The sequence below is a fragment of the Sinobaca sp. TMA16-18 genome (genome assembly GCF_059510535.1).
The window spans coordinates 67153-86566 of sequence record NZ_JCAKFM010000007.1 but is presented as its reverse complement, the minus strand read 5'-3'; the positions used below and the strand labels follow the sequence as shown (position 1 = coordinate 86566).

Below are 19414 nucleotides of genomic sequence, written 5' to 3'. Positions count from 1 at the left end.
GCTGCTATTTGGTTTCGTCACTGCCGCCTGTTTCAAAATCCTCTTTTGTTCCGATAATGCCGCGTCTGCGCTGGTACCGGTCAATAAGGATAACGGCTATCGGACAAAGAATCGCGGTCACGATAACCGAAATCGAAATCTGGGCCGTGGCGAGGCTGGCCAGGTTCTGGTAGGCATCGGCATCGGCCTGGCTCATCGCACCGCTGGCAGCAGAGGTAGCGGCAGCTGCTGCAATCGCCGCCGGGGTCCCGACCGCATTTCCGGCTGTCGAGGCTTCGGCCACTGGGGCAATATAGCTTCTTTCTTTAAACAGCTTGAACACTAAAATCCCGCCCAGGCCGGTAAGGATGGTTGTCATCAGGCCGAGGGCTATACCTGCTCCGACGACTTCCGGGTTAAAGAAGAGCGCGAAGTTCATGCCGGCGCCAAGGGCAAAGGCGAAAAACGGTACGGGAAGAATCTCTCCCGGGCGTAGAAAATCCCGGATATCTTCATCAAGGTTTCCTAAAATCATACCGATCGCAATCGGCAGCAGCACAGCAAGGAACGTGGCAAATGGGAACGTGGCACCAAGCAGGCCGAGAGACATCATCGTAAAGAAAGGACCGTCGTTGATGGACAGAACAGCGACGCCGCCTACGTCAGAGCGGTTACCGTACTGACTCGTAAGAGCTGCGTACATGCCGCCGTTGCCGTTAGTCATGGCAGCGATAATCGCAACCGTGGACAGGCCAAGGATGCCGCTCATCGGATCAAAAAAGAAACCGAAAGCAAGACCAATTAACAGGCCGACTAAGTATTTACTGGATGTGAGCAGAACGCCTTTTTTTAATGCCTTGCCGCCAATTTTTAAGTTCATCTGGGAACCGGCACAAAAGAGAAACAACGCAATCAGGACGAGCGCTCCGTCTTTAAAGAGCTCCTGGGAAAAGCCACCAATGCGGAGAAACTCGTATGTGCCTTCCTCCGTTTCGGGGGCGCCGATAAACTGAAGGAATTGAACGACAAATCCTAACTGCAGTTGATCAATCGTATTTAAAAAAGCACCGAGCATCAGGGGTACAACCATTAAACCCCCCGGGACTTTCTCAATCGTCTTCTTAATTCGCATACATGCTCCTCCTTTTTGGTAAACGCTTTCAATTGTGCGGGTAAAATCGACAAGAAAGACAGAATAATCGTTTCTTGTCGATCGTTACTTTAGGAAAAAAAGAGCCGGCACGAATTGACAAACGCTTTCATAAACTTATAATGATTGTTACAGCAAGCATTTAAAAATGCAACATCCAGACAATTATTGTTTAAATATGAAACACTTTTTTAAAAGGAGATGGAAATGACAGTAAAAATTGGTGTATTGGCCCCATACAGAGGATTGGAACATGTCGTGCTCGAGCAGGCGGCTTTGATCCCCGGCATTGACATAGACCTGAGTGTGACGAGAGAAGTGGATGCGCTCCGGCAGGCGGCGCTGCTCGAAGAGCGTGGCGTGGATGTAATTGTCAGCCGGGGACTGACCGCAGCAACGATTAAAGGACATACAGAAGTGCCGCTTGTGGAAATAGATGTGTCCGGATTTGATATTCTGCGGACGCTGCTGCTTGTGAAAGGCACAAAAGAACAGGCGCGGGTGATCGGTTTCCCAAGCGTCTGCAACGGGGTCAGTGAAGTCTCCAAGCTGCTGGCGTTTTCGATCCCGTACACAAAAATAAACACACCGGCTGAAACAGAGCGCGCCGTGTATGAGGCATGGGAGGAGGGGACGACGTTAATTATTGGTGATGCGGTGACGATGAGCTTTGCGGAGAAATTCGGTCTGAAAGGCATAATGATCACTTCCGGCAAGGAATCGGTCGCCCAGGCACTTCTTCAGGCCAAACAGATCGGCCGTGTGCTCTTAAAAAACAAGCAGGAAACGGCTTCCTACCAGTCCATGATGCATACGTTATCCGACGGGATTATTTTGTTTGAACATACGGGGAAAATCCGTTACATGAATCCGGCGTTTGCCCATATGTTTCAACAGCAGGACTATATACAAGATATCGAGTCGCCGGTGGACCGCCTGCTGCTGCGCTGTATTGGAAAACCGTACATCCAGGAAAAAGCAGAAGTGCATGAACGGCGGGTCATTATTGAAGGCACGAGCCTCGATGTCCAGGGAAAACCCCACTATCTGGTGAAATGTATCGAGGAGAGCCGCTACGCGCTCGACCGCGTCGGCCTGTCGGTGCATCCGTTCCGGACAGGAATGATTTCGTTTACCCAGCTGAGCGAAACCGATCCGACGTTAAAAGAAATAATTGAGTACTGCAGGCGTGCAGCAGACGCGTCGGCCTTTTTACTGAGCGGGGCACCAGGAACCGGCAAAAAATCATTGGCGTATGCGATGCACCAGCACAGACACAGCTACTCCCACGACATTTGGCAGGTAACGGTGGAAGACCGGATACCCGCTGATACGTTTATGGAGCTGGAAAGACTGCTCGGCGCTTCCAAAGGCACGTACTACATGAAAGGCTGGGAGACCCTTGCGGCCGAGCAGAAACACCGTCTCTGGGATGCGGCTGCACATACGAGTGCGCTCGTTTTCTTTGTGACAGAACAACGGCCGGTCGAAAAGGTGCCTGCTTTTGTAAAAAACGTTACGCTTCCTCCGCTGCGGGAGCGGATCGATCACCTGGAAGATTATGCCCGCCTGTTTATTTCCTTGTCGAACGTGAAATACGGCAGGCAGGTCGTTGGAATCGGCAGCAAGCTGCTCACCTACTGGAAGAAACAGCCGTGGGAGCATAATCTCTCGGAGCTTTCCGACGCGATTGAGCGGGCCGTAGCCAACTCCACAGCCGTATATTTGGAAAAAGAAGATACGGTGGCTGTGCAGCCATCCGGTATAAAAGAAACAGTGGATTTATCCAGATCGTTGAAAGAAATTGAACTTGATATTATTATGCGGGTCGTAAAACAGGAAAACTACAACCAAAGCACCGCTGCCAAACGGCTTGGCATTAACCGTTCCACGCTGTGGCGCCGATTGAAGGAAGCGGAAGCCAACTAACGAAGACCCCCCCGGTTAAGGATAGAGGCACGGGATTGTTTTCCTGAAAACCAATTAGGGTAGGAGAGGAAGAAGAGGGATAATAATCCATCACCCTTCTACGGAATAAACTGTCTGAATATTCTATTATCAGGAGGACGAAAACAATGGGGAAAAATGTAACGCAAAAGCTGCTCGGGGACCATTTGATCTCCGGAGACATGAAGCCGGGCGAAGAAATCGGCTTAAAAATAGACCAGACGCTGACGCAGGACGCGACCGGCACGCTTGTGATGCTCGAGCTTGAAGCGATGGGGATTGACCGCGTCAAAACAGAAGTATCCGCGCAGTACGTAGACCACAACCTGATTCAGGAGGATTATAAAAATCCGGATGACCATTTGTTTCTGCAGAGCGCGGCGCAGCGGTTCGGTATTTACTACAGCAAGCCCGGCAACGGAGTAAGCCACCCGGTTCATATGCAGCGTCTCGGAAAGCCGGGCAAAACGCTGCTCGGCTCGGACAGCCATACATGTGCCGCCGGGTCCCTCGGCATGTTTGCGATGGGAGCGGGCGGTATTGAAGTCGCGATGGCCGCGGCCGGCGAACCGGTGTATGTGAAAATGCCAAAAGTATGGGGCGTGAAGCTCACGGGGCAGCTGCCGGAATGGGTAAGTGCGAAAGATATTATTCTGGAACTGCTGCGCCGTCACGGGGTGAAAGGCGGCGTGGGCAGCGTCATTGAATACTACGGGCCCGCGCTTGACGGATTAACCGCTATGGACCGGCACGTGATTGCAAACATGGGAGCGGAGCTGGGAGCGACGACGTCTGTGTTTCCGTCCGACGAGCAGGTCCGCCACTTCCTGGAGATGGAAGAGCGGGGAGGCGATTGGATCGAGCTGTTGGCCGACGAGGATGCGGTTTATGACAAACACGAGGAAATCAATCTGTCCGAGCTGGAGCCGATGATTGCCAGACCGTCGAGCCCCGGCAACGTTGTGCCTGTCCGCGAAGCGGCCGGTGAGCCTATTTATCAGTCTTACATCGGGTCTTCTGCCAATCCGGGCTACCGTGACTTTGCGATAGTGGCCCAAATGATGAAAGGACGCTCGATCGCAGCCGGCGTATCGCTTGATATTAACCCGTCGTCCCGGGAGACACTCTCTGACTTGATCAACACGGGCAACCTGTCTCATTTAATCGATGCAGGGGCACGGCTTCATCAGGCTGGCTGCAACGGCTGTATCGGTATGGGCCAGGCGCCCGCTTCCGGAAAGAACAGCCTCCGCACCGTGCCGCGGAATTTCCCGGGCCGTTCGGGCACGCTCGACGACCGCGTGTTTTTATGCAGTCCGGAAACAGCGGCCGCCTCGGCACTTACCGGAAAAATTACCGATCCGCGGGAGCTTGATATGGACTACCCGCAGATAGACATTCCAAAGCCCGCGATCAACAATGAGCTGTTGATGCATCCCTATCCCTATGAAGAAGCAAAAGAGATCCGTTTATCCAAAGGGCCGAATATCGAAGCGATTCCGGAATTCGACAGCCTCCCGGATGAACTGGAAGTGACCGTTGGCTTCAAAACGGGAGATGACGTATCAACCGATGAAATACTGGCAGGCGGCGGCCGGGTGCTGCCATTTCGAAGCAACCTGCCGGAAATCAGCAAATTCACTTTTGAGAAACTCGACAAAACCTATTATGAACGAGCCATGTCATCGAGGGACCAGGGCGGTCACGCCATTATCGGCGGCAGCAACTACGGCCAGGGATCAAGCCGGGAGCATGCAGCGCTCGCACCAAGGTATCTCGGCCTCCGCGCCGTTATCGTAAAGGACTTTGCCCGGATTCACTGGCAGAACCTTGTGAACTTCGGCGTGGTACCGCTCACCTTTGTGAAGGAATCTGATTATGACCAGCTGGAGCAGGACGACGTCATTGTTTTTAAAAACCTGCGCCGCTCGCTGCAGGACTCAGCAGTTCTTACCGCCGAGATCAAGGGCAAATCCCTTATAGAAGTGGAACATGCTATGTCCGGCAGGCAAATTGAAATTATGCTTGAAGGCGGCATGATCAACTGGATTAAAAAAGGAGAAACGCAGCAGTAATCCATTACCACACCAGTCCGGGCTGACAACTGCGGGCTGGTGTTATTTTTTAACAAAAAGGAGAGGCTTTCATGACACATCAACGATACATACAAAGAGCCGCAGAGCTTGCAGAAGAAAGCATACAGGAAGGAGGAGGCCCCTTTGGCGCCGTCGTCGTGAAACAGGGGATTGAGGTAGGAACAGGAAAAAACATGGTAACAAAAAACAGGAATCCGACCGCGCATGCCGAAATAGTAGCTATACAGGAAGCCTGCCGGCAGCTGGGTGATTTTAAGCTTGAAGGCTGCATCCTGTACAGCAGCTGTGAACCTTGCCCGATGTGTTTTGGCGCCGTTTACTGGGCCGGACTGGAGGCGGTGTACTACGCGATGACCCGGAGCGATGCCGCAGAAGCCGGATTTGATGATGCCCATATTTACGAGGAACTAAACCGGAAGGCGGCCGGTCGATCCATTCCTTTTATCCGCCTCACACAAGAAAGCGGGGCTCCTTTTCAAACATGGCAGCAAAAACTGCACAAGACGAGGTACTAGCGACGGAGAAACAGCCGCAAATCCATTTTTGAAAGCGCTTTATTTAAATTCGTATACACAGGAGGCCAGCAATGAAACAAGTCAAAGCAGAAATGTCAGGAAGCATCTGGAAAATCACCACAGCGGTCGGAGAAGACATCGCCAAGGGGCAGGAAATTGCGGTATTGGAGTCCATGAAGATGGAAATACCGATGGAATCGACAGAAAACGGCAAGGTGCATTCGATTCATAAAAAAGAAGGCGACTTTGTGGAGGAAGGCGATATTATTATCGAGCTTGAATAAGGAGGAAGGCAGAGTGCCGGAACTAGTGAACTGGACCATCAATCAAAGCGGAGCGGCAACGATAACGCTCCAGCGCCCGGAAGCGGCCAATGCCTTATCGATCGAGCTTCTGCATGCGCTTGCCCGGGGGATAGACGAACTTTCCACTGATCCGGGCGTGCGGTGTATCGTACTGACCGGAGCAGGTACCAAAGCATTCTGCGCCGGAGCGGATCTGAAGGAACGGGCCCGAATGACTCCGGCGGAAACAAAAGACGTGGTGGCGCTTATCGAAGCGGTCGTCGCCCGGCTGGCGGGTATGCCGCAGCCGACGCTTGCAGCACTGAATGGAAGTGCCTTTGGCGGCGGCCTGGAGCTTGCTTTAGCCTGTGACATCCGGATTGCGGCCGATCACATCAAAACCGGTCTCACAGAAACCGCTCTTGGTATTATCCCGGGGGCGGGAGGCACACAGCGACTGCCGCGCCTCATCGGCACAGCCAAAGCGAAAGAACTTATCTTTACTGCCCGGAGAATAGGCGCAGACGATGCGCTGGCGCTCGGGCTGGTTGAATATGTGGTCCCTTTTGCCGGGCTGGCGGAAAAAGCAGCGGAACTTACAGACATGATCTGCCGAAACGCACCGATTGCGGTCCGGCAGGCAAAAGCCGCTGTGACGAGGGGGATGGATACCGGGATAGAGGCCGGTTTAAAGATCGAACAGCAGGCGTATGAAGCAACCCTTTTAACCGAGGACCGCCTGGAAGGGCTGAACGCGTTCCGGGAAAAGCGACCTCCTGTTTACAAAGGCAGGTAGCCCGATACCGAATCACGCGCTTTTTAGAAAGGAGGGATCCTGATGAACTTTGAGCTGACGGAAGAGCAGAAGATGGTGGCAGCTCTTGCCCGTGATTTTGCGAAGGAAGTGATTGCCCCCCGGGCGGAGGAAGTAGACGAGCAGGCCGTATTTCCGCTTGAAACGTTTCAGGAAATGGGAAAGCTCGGCCTGATGGGTATCCCGTTTCCGGAACAATACGGCGGCTCGGGAGGAGATACGATTTCCTATACGCTGGCTGTTGAAGAAATAGGCAGGGCCTGCGGCAGCACGGGACTTAGCTATGCAGCGGCCGTGTCACTCGGCGCCGCACCGATTTATTACTACGGCACTGAACAGCAGAAACAGGACTACCTGGTTCCGCTTGCCAAAGGAGAAACGCTCGGGGCATTCGGGCTGACCGAACCCAATGCCGGCTCCGATGCGGGAGGCACGAGAACAACGGCCGTACTCGAAGACGGAGAGTACCGGATTACCGGGGAAAAGTGCTGGATTACCAACGCCCAGTATGCCCGGTCGATTATAGTTACAGCCGTCACAGGCAAAGACGAACGCGGACGAAACATTATTTCTGCTATTATCGTGCCGCCGGATGCGAAAGGATTTACAATTACGAGTCCCTACAACAAGATGGGGGTCCGCGGATCCAATACGTGTGAGCTGATACTGGAGGATGTCAGGGTTCCTGCAGGGAACCTGCTGGGAGATCCGGCGAAAGGGTTTAAACAGTTTCTGCATACGCTCGACGGCGGACGGATTTCGATTGCGGCCCTTGCAGTCGGGATCGCCCGGGGTGCTTTTGACAAGGCCCTGCAGTACTCCCACGAACGCAGACAGTTTGGGGCGAAAATCTCGTCGTTTCAAGCCATTCAGTTTAAATTAGCGGATATGGCGATGGAAATTGAACTGGCGCAGAATATGGTTCGAAAAGCCGCCTGGCTGAAAGATCATAACCGGCCGTTTACGAAAGAAGCCGCCTATGCCAAGCTGTTTGCCTCAGAAATGGCGTCCAGAACGTGCAACCAGGCGCTGCAGATTCACGGCGGGTACGGCTATATGAGGGAATACGGTATTGAACGAATGCTCCGGGACACCAAACTAATGGAAATTGGCGAAGGCACATCAGAAATCCAGCGGCTTGTTATTGCCCGGCAGCTGGGATGCTGATCACCGTTAAAAGGAGGCAGTCATGAAAAGCGAGCACCAGCAAAAAGAGCAGAAAATCGAGCAGGGTGGAGCCGAGAAGTACCATACGAGCAACACCGGGAAAGGCAAGCTGTTTGTCCGGGAGCGGCTGGCGCTCCTGTTTGACGAAGGGGTGCAGATAGAAGACGGGAAATTTGCCAACTACGAAGCAGAGACCCTCCCGGCAGACGGGGTTATAACGGGTATTGGCAGAATGAACGGACGCGACGTTTGTTTTATGGCCAACGATTCCACGATCAAAGCAGGCTCATGGGGCGCCCGAACGGTGGAAAAGATTATTCGTATCCAGGAAACGTCGGATCGCCTGCGTCTACCGATGCTGTACTTAGTAGACTCGGCCGGCGCACGGATCACCGACCAGATTGAAATGTTTCCAGGCAGGAGGGGGGCCGGCCGTATTTTTTACAATCAGGTGAAGTTATCCGGCAAAGTGCCTCAGGTCTGCCTCCTGTTCGGGCCGTCTGCTGCGGGCGGGGCGTATATCCCGGCTTTCTGTGATCTCGTGATTATGGTAAAAGGAAACGCGTCGATGTATCTCGGTTCGCCGCGGATGGCGGAAATGGTCATCGGAGAAAAAGTGAGCCTGGAAGAAATGGGCGGAGCCGAGATGCACTGTTCGGTCTCCGGATGCGGAGACGTGCTTGCCGCCGATGAAAAAGAAGCAATCGTACAGGCCAAGGCTTATTTGGACTATTTCCCCTCTCATTACGGCACTCTGTCACGCGATCACCCTGCCGGGGTGCAGCCGGCGCTAACAGCATCCATTGATGAGTTGATCCCGGCCAACCAGAACGCGCCTTTTAATATGTATGACCTGCTGGAGCGGTTAGTCGACAAAGACTCGATGTTTGACGTGAAAAAAATGTTTGCTCCGGAGCTGATTACCGTGCTCGCCCGTATCGATGGAAAAGCAGTAGGAATTGTGGCCAACCAGCCGAAAGTAAAAGGTGGAGTACTGTTTCAGGATTCGGCCGATAAGGCAGCCAAGTTTATGGCGCTCTGTGATGCTTTTGGGATTCCGCTTTTGTTTCTGGCGGATATTCCGGGCTTTATGATCGGCAGCAAAGTCGAACGGGCAGGTATTATCCGGCACGGGGCCAAGATGATTGCCGCGATGGCAGAAGCGACGGTCCCTAAAATATCGGTGATTGTACGTAAAGCCTATGGCGCAGGCCTGTATGCGATGGCAGGTCCTGCCTTTGAACCGGACTGCTGTCTGGCATTCCCGCAGGCGCAGATTGCTGTCATGGGGCCGGAAGCGGCTGTTAATGCTGTATATGCCAACAAGATACAGGAACTTCCCGAAGAAGACCGGCCGGCGTTTTTAAAGGAAAAAAGGGACGAATTCAAAGAAAATATTGATATTTACCGGCTGGCATCCGACCTGGTAGTCGATGCCGTGATCGAGCCGGACACCCTTCGAAACGAACTCATATCCAGGTTCAGTGTATACCAGGCCAAGCAGGTGACGTTTACAGACCGCAAACACGGCGTATATCCCGTTTAACGGGACGCTTGTCAGGCCTGTTTTAACTAAATCAAGGTGGTGAGCTGTATGGAAGTGATCTATTTTTCAGCCAGAAGAACGATGATGGAAGTAAAAAAAGCAGGTCAGGAATGGACATTAAAGGAAAAGATTACCCCTAATACGTTTTTATGTCTGGCCGCAGACCCGCATCGTCCCGGCCAGCTGTATGGAGGAACATTTAACGACGGGCTCTGGGTCAGCAGCGACAGTGGAGATACGTGGCATCCGGTCGGTTCCGGTATTACACATCAGCGGATCATGAGTGTGGCCGTCAGCCCTACAGAAGTCAACAATGGATTCGGTGTCGTATGGGCAGGCACGGAGCCAAGCGGCTTGTTCCGGTCCGAAGATGGCGGGAATACGTGGACGGACTGTCCGTCTTTGCTGGACCTGCCGTCACGGCCGACCTGGAGTTTTCCGCCTCGTCCGCATACGCATCACGTACGCTGGATTCAGCCGGATCTCCACGATGAACATCGTATTTTTGTTGGAATTGAGCTGGGAGGCGTAATGAAAAGTGAGGATAAAGGGAGGCACTGGGAAGATAGGAAGCCAAATTCCCAGCACGACTGCCACTCGTTAGCCATGCATCCCCATGTCCCCGGGCGTATATATGAAGCGGCCGGCGGGGGGTATGCCGAGAGCTTTGATGCCGGAACGACGTGGCAGACGGTTAATGACGGGCTGCGGCCGTACAGCTATCTGGTAAATGTGGCAGCAGATACCGCAAATGCCGATACGGTGATTGCATCTGCATCCAAAAGCCCTTATGAAGCATACAGCCCTGAGAAAGCAAATACCATTGTCGTACGGCGGGAAAATGGAGGTTCATGGATACCTGTAAACGAAGGCCTGCCGGACGCGGAAGGTTCAACGGTATTTGCGCTGGCTGCCCATATGTCAAAGCCGGGTGTGTTTTACGCAGTAAACAATCTCGGCATGTATACTTCAAATGATGCCGGACGAACATGGAACCAAGTTCCGTTGGCATGGCCGGACCATTTAAAAGCAAGAAGACTTCCCGGGTTTACGATTATTTCGATTTCGGATGAGACAGACGAATAGCTGTTGATGGATCAAGCCCGGATGTGCGGCATTAATTCCAATGGATTTTGTAACATACAGGATGGAATACGCACGCTGAAAAAACGATCGGAGAGTGGTGTAAGAAACGATCATTTTATCTACAAATATAAATTGCCTTTATTATAGTTTACATAATATATATTATCGGAAGTTAAAAAAAAGCCTTCTTTCTAGTCTCATTAGTTAAGTAAACTACTATTAATGAGACGGGACGTAAAAATATTGAGGTATTTACATCATATATTATACATAACTTTGCCGTGCTGTTTGTCATTTTTAATCATAATTTCTTCGTTTTCAGCGCGTTCTGTTCAACTAAATCCGTCTGACGGCCTGTTTCTTTTTATTCGTTTGCTCTCGCGCCGGACCTTCATGCAGCATTTCCACTAGGTTTTGTTTGCAGTTTACCCAGACGGTTCTATTCATGGAATGAACGTTTTCCCTAGTAAATGTTTTAACCTTTTCCTATCTAGATCCATTTATTACAATTTGGATATAACATTTTATAAGTTTTATATGCTGCCTTTGTAAATGCTGCTCTATTTATTATGCATACCAGCTGGAATCGCTGCTATTATGCTTTCACACGCCGTTTCTCCATAAAAACACGCGTTGTACATCGCTCTCACGTCAACTAACGGCGCCCAACGGTCCACCAATCTCCTGTCGTTTGCTCTCACAGCGCCTCAAGTCATTTTAACCTGCTGGGTTTTTCTGTAAATGCAAAACGAAAAATAACTGTCAAACAAAATATGCCTTGAAAAAGCCGGACTTCCTACTCTAAATATGTTCGGAAGTTCGGCTTTTTCATTTTTCAAATTGTTAAATACATGGTATATCAAATAAAGATGTTAAGAACATTCGATCCTGAGCATATTACAAAAGGCCGCACTTTCTTCCCCTTCGAAAACATAGACAGCAGGCTATTGTTCACTTATGCGGGGAAGCACTTTGTTCAGGGCGTCGTTAATGGTGACAACCCCCAGGAATTCGGAGCCATCCATGACCACCGCCAGCTGCTCACTGGACCGCCGCATGTTTGTAAGAGCTTCATGCAGGAGTGTCTCGGACTGCAGAACGAACGCCGGGCGAGCAAGCTCCCTGGCCGGACGGTCTGCCGGCTCAAGCAGCGTATCGCGCACATGAACGACCCCAGGAGTCGTCTCTTCTTCGGCCATGATGAGGATGCGTTTATGACCGGACTGTTCTGTAGCCCTTTGGACATCATAGGCGGTAGCATCAGATGCTACCGTTGTGGGAGAACTTTGTTTTGGAATCAAATCAGCGACCTGCATGGTTTCCAGATCAAGCGCGCCTGAAATCGGCGTGCGCATGGAGGCATCGAGTGCACCGACGTTAGCCGAGTGTTCTACGAGATAGCGGATCGTCGCCGCATCCTGTCCCCCAATCGCGGCCGTATCGACTGGTTCGACGCCTGAAGCTTTCACGAGCCGATTGGCAATGCCGTTGACCCATATCAACAAGGGGCGGAATAGCCAGATAAAGAGGCGTGCAGGTAAACCGATCAGAATAGCCGAGGCCTCAGGATTAGCGATAGCCCATGATTTCGGTGCCATTTCGCCAATAACGAGATGCAGGAACGTTACAATCAGCAGGGATAAGACGAAAGAAGTTCCGTCCGCCAGCCAGTATGGAATTCCTGTCTCCGTAAAGACAGGGGAAAACCAGGCATCGACAGCCGGTTTGGTCACCGCACCAAGAGCGAACGTACACACCGTGATTCCCAGCTGGGCCCCGGCAAGCATGATGGTAAGTTCATTCACCGACCGCAGGGCAGCGCGGGCCCCGCGGCTGGTTACCGCGGCCTCTTCAAGCCGGTGCCGCCGGGCTCCAAGAAGGGCAAATTCAATAATGACGAAGAACGCGCTTAGTGTAATGATAACTGTCGTCACGATTAGAATAATCCAGGGGTTAGTCATTGTTCCCCCTCCTGAGTGTAGCCGACGTTGATACTGATTCTGTATGGACTTCCGATTCATCCAGTGTCAGGTAGATTAAAGTAGGAACCCGTCTGTCTACTTCAATTATTTTCGCTTGTAAGTAGCGGCGAACCGGTTCATCATGTACAAGATCAGCTGGATCTTCTGGTAACTTAACCCTGATCGTTTCATCAATGGCGGGGAGGGTACCACCATAAGCAATAAGCATTCCAGCTATTGTTTCATAGTCGCCGCGCGGCAGTTGATAACCGATTTCGCGTTCGGCCTCATCGACATGAATATCTCCGCCCATCTGCCAGGCTCCCTCCTTATCAGACTCAACGACCATTGGTAGTTCATCGTCGTGTTCATCGGAGATTTCACCGACTACCTCTTCAGCCAAATCTTCTAAGGTTAGAATGCCGGTAAATCCGCCATACTCATCAATGACACAAGCGAGGGCATTCTGCGAATGGAGCATTTGTGCTCGTGCCTCCGGCAGAGACATCACGGTAGGAAGGACCAGCGGTTGTTTCATAATCGCAGAAACCGGGGCCTCGTCAGCCAAAGGCGAGGCTAACACATCGACGAGATGCACCACCCCGACTGGTTCGTCCTCGGTATTAATAACCGGGTAGCGGGTGTGTGCCTTAGCCATCAAGGACCGTACCTCAGCGATCGTGATTTCCGGTCCAACGGTGTCCGCGCGCGAGTGCGGTATCATCGCATGTTCAACATCGCGCTGCGGAAAGTCAAGAATGCGATCAAGTATGATAGACAGCTCTTTTGGCAAATCCCCGCTTTCGCGGGAATCGGCCACAATGTGCTCCAGGTCGCGTGCGGTTGCACTGCTATCAAGGTCATGAACCGGCTCGATTCGTAACAACCGCAGGAACGCATTGGCTGACTTGTCAAAAATCGTAATCAACCACCCGAAAACAATAAGATAAATATTCGTTGAACGAGCAAGTTTCCGGGCTAACGGTTCAGGGTTAGCAATCGCGAGGTTCTTGGGGTACAACTCCCCAAAGATCATCTGAACAACCGTCGATACAGCCAAAGCCAGTATGGTACCAACCGAAATGCCAACTGCGGCAGGCACCCCAACCCCACCGAGCAGGATGCCCAAACTTCTTCCAACAAGGGGCTCAGCCACGTACCCGACAAGCAGACCCGTAACCGTAATACCCAGTTGAGCGCCGGAAAGCATAAACGATGTCCGCCGTGTAACCTCTAATGCACGTTTGGCTGCACTATCACCACCATCAGCTAATGCACCCAGCCGTGAACGATCGACAGACATATAGGCAAACTCCTGCGCAACGAAATACCCATTGGCGGCGATGATAGCAAGAATTACGATAATGCCGAGAAGTAAAGTGAGCGTAGCGATTAACATAAGCCATCAACCCCGTGATCATTGCAATTATACTGTTCGCAATGTTCTGAATTCTTAGAAGGTGAAGTGCCCCTGCATGAGAGTGGATCATCACTTTCGTAATTCATTGTTTGCTTTTCCGGTTGTATTGACGTACATGCCATACTCATTATTTTCCTCCATTGTGTATAGAACACACTTTTTTTAATAATACATAAAACTGGATATAAAAACAAGATACAAACTATGTACTGGTTTCATTCCCATGTCGTGCAGAATTCTTTTTTAAAGACCACCACCTCTTCCTTATTCGTATGCCCTCCCACCTTAATGAACGTTATAATCCACTTTCAGCCAACTAATGCCGGCCCACCAATCTCCTGTCGTTTGCTCTCACAGCGCCTCAACTCATTTTAATCTATAGACAATAAACAACCCCCGGCAGCCATAGATATGGTTACCGGGGGTTGCTCTGCTATCCAATGATCTGCCATATGCCGCTTACAAAAAAGAAACTTAACAGCATAAAGATTAGAAATTCTCCTGGTTTAGACCCCGTCAGTTTCCCGAATGGAAACCGCACGTTGTACCGCACCGGGAAAAACAAATGAACGCCTTTGGGTGTCAGCATATCAAGTAAAATGTGACTGATCACGCCGGCTGTAATGCCTACCTGCATGACCGTTCCTGTTAATCCCGGAATCAGCCCCGTTAGAATAAACACTATTGCTGTTCCAACAAGGCTGTGCGTTAACGTGCGGTGGCCAACCAGCTTAAATACAATATAGGACGTTGCTTTCAAACGCCGCCCCATCCAGGAATTCGGCTGGCAGATGTCCGGCAGCAGTCCGCCGAACATCAAGGACCCGATGAAAACGGCCGCCTGCACCATGTCCTGTTCGACTGCCTGGGGTGCCCCGTTAAAATAGATTGCTGCAGATCCTGCAGCGAGGGCGCCTGCGGTGTGTGTTGCTGCTCTCATGATGTCCGCCCCACTCTTGTTTACATAATAATGTTATGGTTTACTAGCTAATTTATGCTCTATAGGAGTCCATACATATTTTACTTTTCCCTGCTTTTTCTCATCAATGACAAAGGATCCGCTGCTGTACCGATCGCTTTTCCGGAATCGTTTCAAATTCTCAGTATGGGTGACGCCTTTATCGGTCCGAAGCACAATGTCCTGATCGCCGGACGCCGTCTTGTAAAGACCGATAATCCGATGGGGGTTCGATTTGAGCTCACGAATCATTACAAGGCCTCTTGTGGCCCGTTTTGCCGGTTCAAAGTCCCCGGCGCTCATTTTCTTAACGGCCCCACGCTGGGTGACAAGAACAAGTGCCGTGTTATCTGTTACAGGGAGCGCGTTGACCACTTCATCCCCCTCTTTTAGATTGATGCCTTTCACCCCGGCGGCCTGTTTGCCGACAACGGGAATATCTTCGATTGGAAAGCGTAAGCCGTAGCCGAAGGAACTGGCTAAAAATAGATCGGTTTCTTTTTCCAGCTCCAGTACTGCTGTTACCTGATCGCCGTCTTTAAGCTTCACTGCAGTCAGTGCTTTAGAGTAACGCTGGGCTTTGTACACATTCAGCGGCGTTTTTTTGACAAGTCCCTGCTTGGTAATAAACAGCAGTTCGTTTGTCGTATCAAACGTACGGATCGGCAGGGCTTTAATCAGTTCGTCGCCCGCCTCCAGCTGCACCAGGTTACCGATGTGCTGGCCGTTGTCTTTCCAGCGGATCTCGGAAAGCTGGTGAACCGGCATATAGATATACTGACCGCGCTTTGTAAACAGCAGCAGCGTGTCTGTTGTGTTCATTTCCTTGAAATACAGCAGCTCATCGGTTTCTTTCATGCCGGGCTTATCTTCTTTAGAAGCCGAATAGGATCGAATGCTCGTCCGTTTGACATACCCTTCCTGCGTGGCTGTAATAATAACGTCTTCGGAAGGAATCATTCCTTCCATATCCACTACCAGCTCTTGGATATGTTCTTCAATTTTAGTAAGCCGCTCATCGTTATACAGCTTACGAATCCGCGTTAGTTCTTTTTTAATCACATCCATCAGCTTTTTGTCGCTCTTTAGTATGCCTTCAAGACGGGTGATCTCTTTGCGGAGTGCTTCTGCTTCTTTTTCAAGCGTTACAATGTCGGTATTGGTTAAACGGTACAGCTGCAGGCTCACGATTGCTTCAGCCTGCTCGGGTGTAAAGGAATATTTTTCTTCCAGATTCCGTTTAGCATCTGCCTTGTCGTTGGACTCCCGTATGGCTGCGATGACTTCATCGAGAATCGAAATGGCTTTAATCAGGCCTTCAACGATATGCTGGCGCTTGACCGCTTTATCGAGCTCATGGCGGGACCGGTTTGTAACCACTTCGCGCTGATGGCCGATATAGGCGGATAGAAGCGGTTTAAGTCCCATAAGCTGCGGCGTCTGGTTGTAGATGGCTACCATATTGAAATGATAGGCAATCTGCAGATCGGTCGCCTTGTATAAAAAAGTCAGCACGTTTTCGGGATCGGCTTCTTTTTTTAGTTCTACTACAATCCGCAGACCGGTCCGATCGGTGTCGTCCCGTACTTCGGCAATACCGTCAATCTTTTTATCAAAGCGGATTTCATCCATTTTTTTAACCAGGTTTGATTTGACCACATCATAAGGAATTTCGGTAATCACGATCTGCTTGCGTCCTCCGCGGAGCTCTTGAATGTCCGCATTGGCACGCAGCATTACTTTGCCTTTACCGGTTTCATATGCACTGCGGATGCCTTCAAGCCCCTGAATTGTGCCTCCGGTCGGGAAATCCGGCCCTTTCAGCACGGTCATCAGCTCGTCAACACCGGCTTCCGGTTTATCAATCATCATTAAGGCCGCGTCAATCACTTCGCCGAGCTGATGCGGAGGAATGTCGGTGGCATACCCTGCGCTGATCCCGGTGGAGCCGTTCACAAGCAGGTTCGGGTACATTGCCGGCAGCACAACCGGCTCTTCCTGGGAATCATCAAAGTTCGGAATATATTCAACCGTGCTTTTTTCAATATCGCGCAGCAGTTCTGCTGAAAGCGCGGACAGGCGTGCCTCGGTATAACGCATCGCGGCAGGCGGGTCTCCGTCCACCGAACCGTTGTTACCGTGCATCTGCACGAGCGCATTGCGGACTTTCCAATCCTGGCTCATCCGTACCATCGCTTCGTACACAGAGCTGTCTCCATGCGGGTGGTAGTTACCGATTACGTTACCTACCGTTTTGGCGGCTTTACGAAACGGTTTTTCAAACGTATTGCCTTCGTGGTACATCGCATACAAAATCCGGCGCTGCACCGGCTTTAAGCCGTCGCGGGCATCAGGCAGGGCCCGCTCCTGGATAATATATTTGCTGTAGCGGCCGAAACGGTCGCCGATAACATCTTCAAGCGGTAAGTCTAAAAACTTCTCTGTATGCGTCATTCGTATTCATCCTCCAGGTGAAGGTTTTCGTTTTCCAGAATGTTGCTGTCTTCCTCCAGCCCAAAGGCTACATTCGATTCAATCCACTTCCGGCGGGGTTCTACTTTATCGCCCATCAGTACGCTGACGCGTTTATCGGCACGGGCGAGGTCTTCAATCGTCACCCGGATCAACGTGCGTGATTCCGGGTTCATTGTCGTTTCCCACAGCTGGGTGGCATCCATTTCCCCGAGACCCTTGTAGCGCTGAATGATATAGCCTTTGCCGATTTTTTTCATCGCTTCCTGCATGCCTTCTTCATCCCAGGCATATTCTGTTTTTTCTTTTTTGCCGGAGCCTTTGCTTACCTTGTACAGCGGCGGCAGGGCGATGTACACCTTCCCGGAGGAAATCAGCTCCCGCATGTACCGGTAAAAGAACGTCAGCAGCAGCACCTGAATGTGGGCCCCGTCCGTATCGGCATCGGTCATAATGACAACTTTATCGTAGTTGCGCTCTTCGAGAACAAAATCAGCACCGACTCCCGCCCCGAGAGCATAAATAATCGTGCGGATTTCTTCGTTTTTCATAATATCGTCTATGCGGGCTTTTTCCGTATTGATGACTTTGCCGCGCAGAGGCAGCACCGCCTGGAATTTCCGGTCCCGTCCCTGCTTGGCCGAACCACCGGCAGAATCACCCTCGACAAGGTACAGCTCATTGCGGTCTGGATTTTTAGACTGGGCCGGGGTCAGCTTGCCGCTGAGAAGCACGTCTTTTTTCCGGTTTTTCTTGCCGTTTCTGGCTTCTTCTCTGGCCCGGCGCGCCGCTTCTCTTGCCTGGGACGCCTTGACGGCCTTTTTAATCAGCATCTGGCTGACAGTTGGGTTTTCTTCAAAAAAGTAGGTCAGTTTCTCCGCCAGTACCTGCTCTACGGCAGAACGGGCGTCAGGTGTACCGAGCTTGCTTTTTGTCTGGCCTTCAAACTGGAGCTTTTCCTCCGGCACCCGGATCGAAATCACCGATGTAAAGCCTTCACGGATATCCGAGCCGTCGAGGTTTTTGTCTTTTTCTTTTAACAGGCCGGTCTTTCTTGCGTATTCATTCACAATCCGGGTCAGCGCCGATCTTGCTCCGGACTCATGGGTCCCCCCGTCTCTTGTGCGGACATTGTTTACAAAAGAAAGCGTTGTTTCAGTGTAGGCGTCGTTGAATTGAAACGCGGTCTCCACTTCAATATCCTGGTTCACGCCTTCAAAAAAGACGACCGGATGAAGCGTTTCCTTGTCTTCGTTCAAATATTCCACAAAAGCTTTAATGCCTGTATCAAACGAAAACGTATCGGTCACAACTTCCTTCTGGCGTTCATCGCGGATACCGATCGTTACTCCGCCCAAAAGAAACGCCGCTTCTCTTAAGCGTTCAGCTAACGTGTCATACTGAAACACCGTATGGTTAAAAATCGATGGATCCGGCTTAAACCGGATCGTCGTGCCTGTTTTTTTTGTGGGTCCTTTTTTTACAAGGCCGGTCACCGGCTTGCCGCCGTCCCGGAACGACTGCTGAAAGCTCTCGCCGTTGCGGTCAATCATCACGTCGAGTGATTCAGACAAAGCATTCACAACAGAAGCCCCTACGCCATGGAGCCCTCCGCTCGTCGCATAGCCGCCCTGGCCGAACTTACCGCCGGCATGAAGCACGGTAAGGATGACTTCCGGCGTTGGCTTGCCGGTTTGATGCATTCCGGTCGGCATGCCTCTTCCGGCGTCAGACACGCTGACGCTGTTATCTTTATGCAGAACGACCTGAATGTCTTTGCCGAATCCGGCCAGTGCTTCGTCGACTGCGTTATCTACGATTTCAAAAACAAGATGATGAAGTCCCCGGCTATCGGTACTTCCGATATACATGCCGGGGCGTTTGCGAACCGCTTCAAGGCCTTCGAGGACCTGAATCGACTCGTCGTTATATTGGTATGTTTCCTTTGCTGCCAAAAAATCCGACTCCCTTCTCATGCAAAAACAAATATCTTTGTATAATATCTTATCATACCATACG

At 51.3% G+C, this 19414-nt stretch carries 14 protein-coding genes; 8 read left to right on the top strand and 6 right to left on the bottom strand.

Annotated elements, in window-relative coordinates; genetic code table 11:
• Positions 1 to 4: 4 nt before the first annotated feature.
• Positions 5 to 1111, bottom strand: coding sequence for a 2-keto-3-deoxygluconate permease (locus tag AC5W14_RS13080; RefSeq protein WP_496058297.1), 1107 nt, complete (start codon positions 1109 to 1111; stop codon positions 5 to 7).
• 225 nt (positions 1112 to 1336) lie between these two features.
• Here AC5W14_RS13080 and AC5W14_RS13075 point away from each other — a divergent pair, with 225 nt between their 5' ends.
• From AC5W14_RS13075 to AC5W14_RS13040, 8 genes are all read left to right on the top strand, one after another.
• Complete coding sequence (locus tag AC5W14_RS13075; protein ID WP_496194690.1) at positions 1337 to 3058, top strand: sigma-54-dependent Fis family transcriptional regulator; 1722 nt, start codon at positions 1337 to 1339, stop codon at positions 3056 to 3058.
• 146 nt (positions 3059 to 3204) lie between these two features.
• On the top strand, positions 3205 to 5151 hold the full coding sequence (locus AC5W14_RS13070; protein WP_496194689.1) for an aconitate hydratase: 1947 nt from the start codon (positions 3205 to 3207) through the stop codon (positions 5149 to 5151).
• A 71-nt stretch (positions 5152 to 5222) separates the two neighbouring features.
• Complete coding sequence (locus tag AC5W14_RS13065; RefSeq protein WP_496194688.1) at positions 5223 to 5687, top strand: nucleoside deaminase; 465 nt, start codon at positions 5223 to 5225, stop codon at positions 5685 to 5687.
• Positions 5688 to 5758: 71 nt separating this feature from the next.
• Entirely contained in the window at positions 5759 to 5971 is a 213-nt protein-coding gene (locus AC5W14_RS13060; protein ID WP_496058293.1) for an acetyl-CoA carboxylase biotin carboxyl carrier protein subunit, read from the top strand.
• Positions 5972 to 5984: 13 nt separating this feature from the next.
• Positions 5985 to 6767, top strand: coding sequence for an enoyl-CoA hydratase (locus tag AC5W14_RS13055; RefSeq protein WP_496194687.1), 783 nt, complete (start codon positions 5985 to 5987; stop codon positions 6765 to 6767).
• A 42-nt stretch (positions 6768 to 6809) separates the two neighbouring features.
• Positions 6810 to 7952 carry an acyl-CoA dehydrogenase family protein gene (locus tag AC5W14_RS13050; protein WP_496194686.1) on the top strand — a complete coding sequence of 381 codons (1143 nt, stop codon included), beginning with the start codon at positions 6810 to 6812 and terminating at the stop codon, positions 7950 to 7952.
• 22 nt (positions 7953 to 7974) lie between these two features.
• On the top strand, positions 7975 to 9498 hold the full coding sequence (locus AC5W14_RS13045; protein ID WP_496194685.1) for an acyl-CoA carboxylase subunit beta: 1524 nt from the start codon (positions 7975 to 7977) through the stop codon (positions 9496 to 9498).
• Between the two features lie 48 nt (positions 9499 to 9546).
• Positions 9547 to 10584 carry a WD40/YVTN/BNR-like repeat-containing protein gene (locus tag AC5W14_RS13040; protein ID WP_496194684.1) on the top strand — a complete coding sequence of 346 codons (1038 nt, stop codon included), beginning with the start codon at positions 9547 to 9549 and terminating at the stop codon, positions 10582 to 10584.
• A gap of 944 nt (positions 10585 to 11528) precedes the next feature.
• Here the strand turns inward: AC5W14_RS13040 and AC5W14_RS13035 are convergent.
• From AC5W14_RS13035 to parE, 5 genes are all read right to left on the bottom strand, one after another.
• Positions 11529 to 12545: a CNNM domain-containing protein gene (locus AC5W14_RS13035; RefSeq protein WP_496194683.1), complete on the bottom strand. Its 1017-nt coding sequence runs from the start codon at positions 12543 to 12545 to the stop codon at positions 11529 to 11531.
• Positions 12538 to 13944 carry a hemolysin family protein gene (locus tag AC5W14_RS13030; protein WP_496194682.1) on the bottom strand — a complete coding sequence of 469 codons (1407 nt, stop codon included), beginning with the start codon at positions 13942 to 13944 and terminating at the stop codon, positions 12538 to 12540. The genes AC5W14_RS13035 and AC5W14_RS13030 overlap by 8 nt, the downstream gene beginning before the upstream one ends.
• Before the next feature lie 454 nt (positions 13945 to 14398).
• Positions 14399 to 14905 (bottom strand): metal-dependent hydrolase, encoded by a 507-nt coding sequence (locus AC5W14_RS13025; protein WP_496058286.1) that lies wholly within the window; start codon positions 14903 to 14905, stop codon positions 14399 to 14401.
• 33 nt (positions 14906 to 14938) lie between these two features.
• Positions 14939 to 17377 (bottom strand): DNA topoisomerase IV subunit A, encoded by a 2439-nt coding sequence (gene parC, locus AC5W14_RS13020; protein ID WP_496194681.1) that lies wholly within the window; start codon positions 17375 to 17377, stop codon positions 14939 to 14941.
• Positions 17374 to 19350, bottom strand: coding sequence for a DNA topoisomerase IV subunit B (parE, locus tag AC5W14_RS13015; protein ID WP_496058284.1), 1977 nt, complete (start codon positions 19348 to 19350; stop codon positions 17374 to 17376). The genes parC and parE overlap by 4 nt, the downstream gene beginning before the upstream one ends.
• Between the last annotated feature and the right edge of the window lie 64 nt (positions 19351 to 19414).

Bases quoted from the DNA above. Each gene is read 5' to 3' on its own strand.
- AC5W14_RS13080 (WP_496058297.1), bottom strand. From the start codon at position 1,111: ATGCGAATTAAGAAGACGATTGAGAAAGTCCCGGGGGGTTTAATGGTT.
- AC5W14_RS13075 (WP_496194690.1), top strand. From the start codon at position 1,337: ATGACAGTAAAAATTGGTGTATTGGCCCCATACAGAGGATTGGAACAT.
- AC5W14_RS13070 (WP_496194689.1), top strand. From the start codon at position 3,205: ATGGGGAAAAATGTAACGCAAAAGCTGCTCGGGGACCATTTGATCTCC.
- AC5W14_RS13065 (WP_496194688.1), top strand. From the start codon at position 5,223: ATGACACATCAACGATACATACAAAGAGCCGCAGAGCTTGCAGAAGAA.
- AC5W14_RS13060 (WP_496058293.1), top strand. From the start codon at position 5,759: ATGAAACAAGTCAAAGCAGAAATGTCAGGAAGCATCTGGAAAATCACC.
- AC5W14_RS13050 (WP_496194686.1), top strand. From the start codon at position 6,810: ATGAACTTTGAGCTGACGGAAGAGCAGAAGATGGTGGCAGCTCTTGCC.
- AC5W14_RS13045 (WP_496194685.1), top strand. From the start codon at position 7,975: ATGAAAAGCGAGCACCAGCAAAAAGAGCAGAAAATCGAGCAGGGTGGA.
- AC5W14_RS13040 (WP_496194684.1), top strand. From the start codon at position 9,547: ATGGAAGTGATCTATTTTTCAGCCAGAAGAACGATGATGGAAGTAAAA.
- AC5W14_RS13035 (WP_496194683.1), bottom strand. From the start codon at position 12,545: ATGACTAACCCCTGGATTATTCTAATCGTGACGACAGTTATCATTACA.
- AC5W14_RS13030 (WP_496194682.1), bottom strand. From the start codon at position 13,944: ATGTTAATCGCTACGCTCACTTTACTTCTCGGCATTATCGTAATTCTT.
- AC5W14_RS13025 (WP_496058286.1), bottom strand. From the start codon at position 14,905: ATGAGAGCAGCAACACACACCGCAGGCGCCCTCGCTGCAGGATCTGCA.
- parC (WP_496194681.1), bottom strand. From the start codon at position 17,377: ATGACGCATACAGAGAAGTTTTTAGACTTACCGCTTGAAGATGTTATC.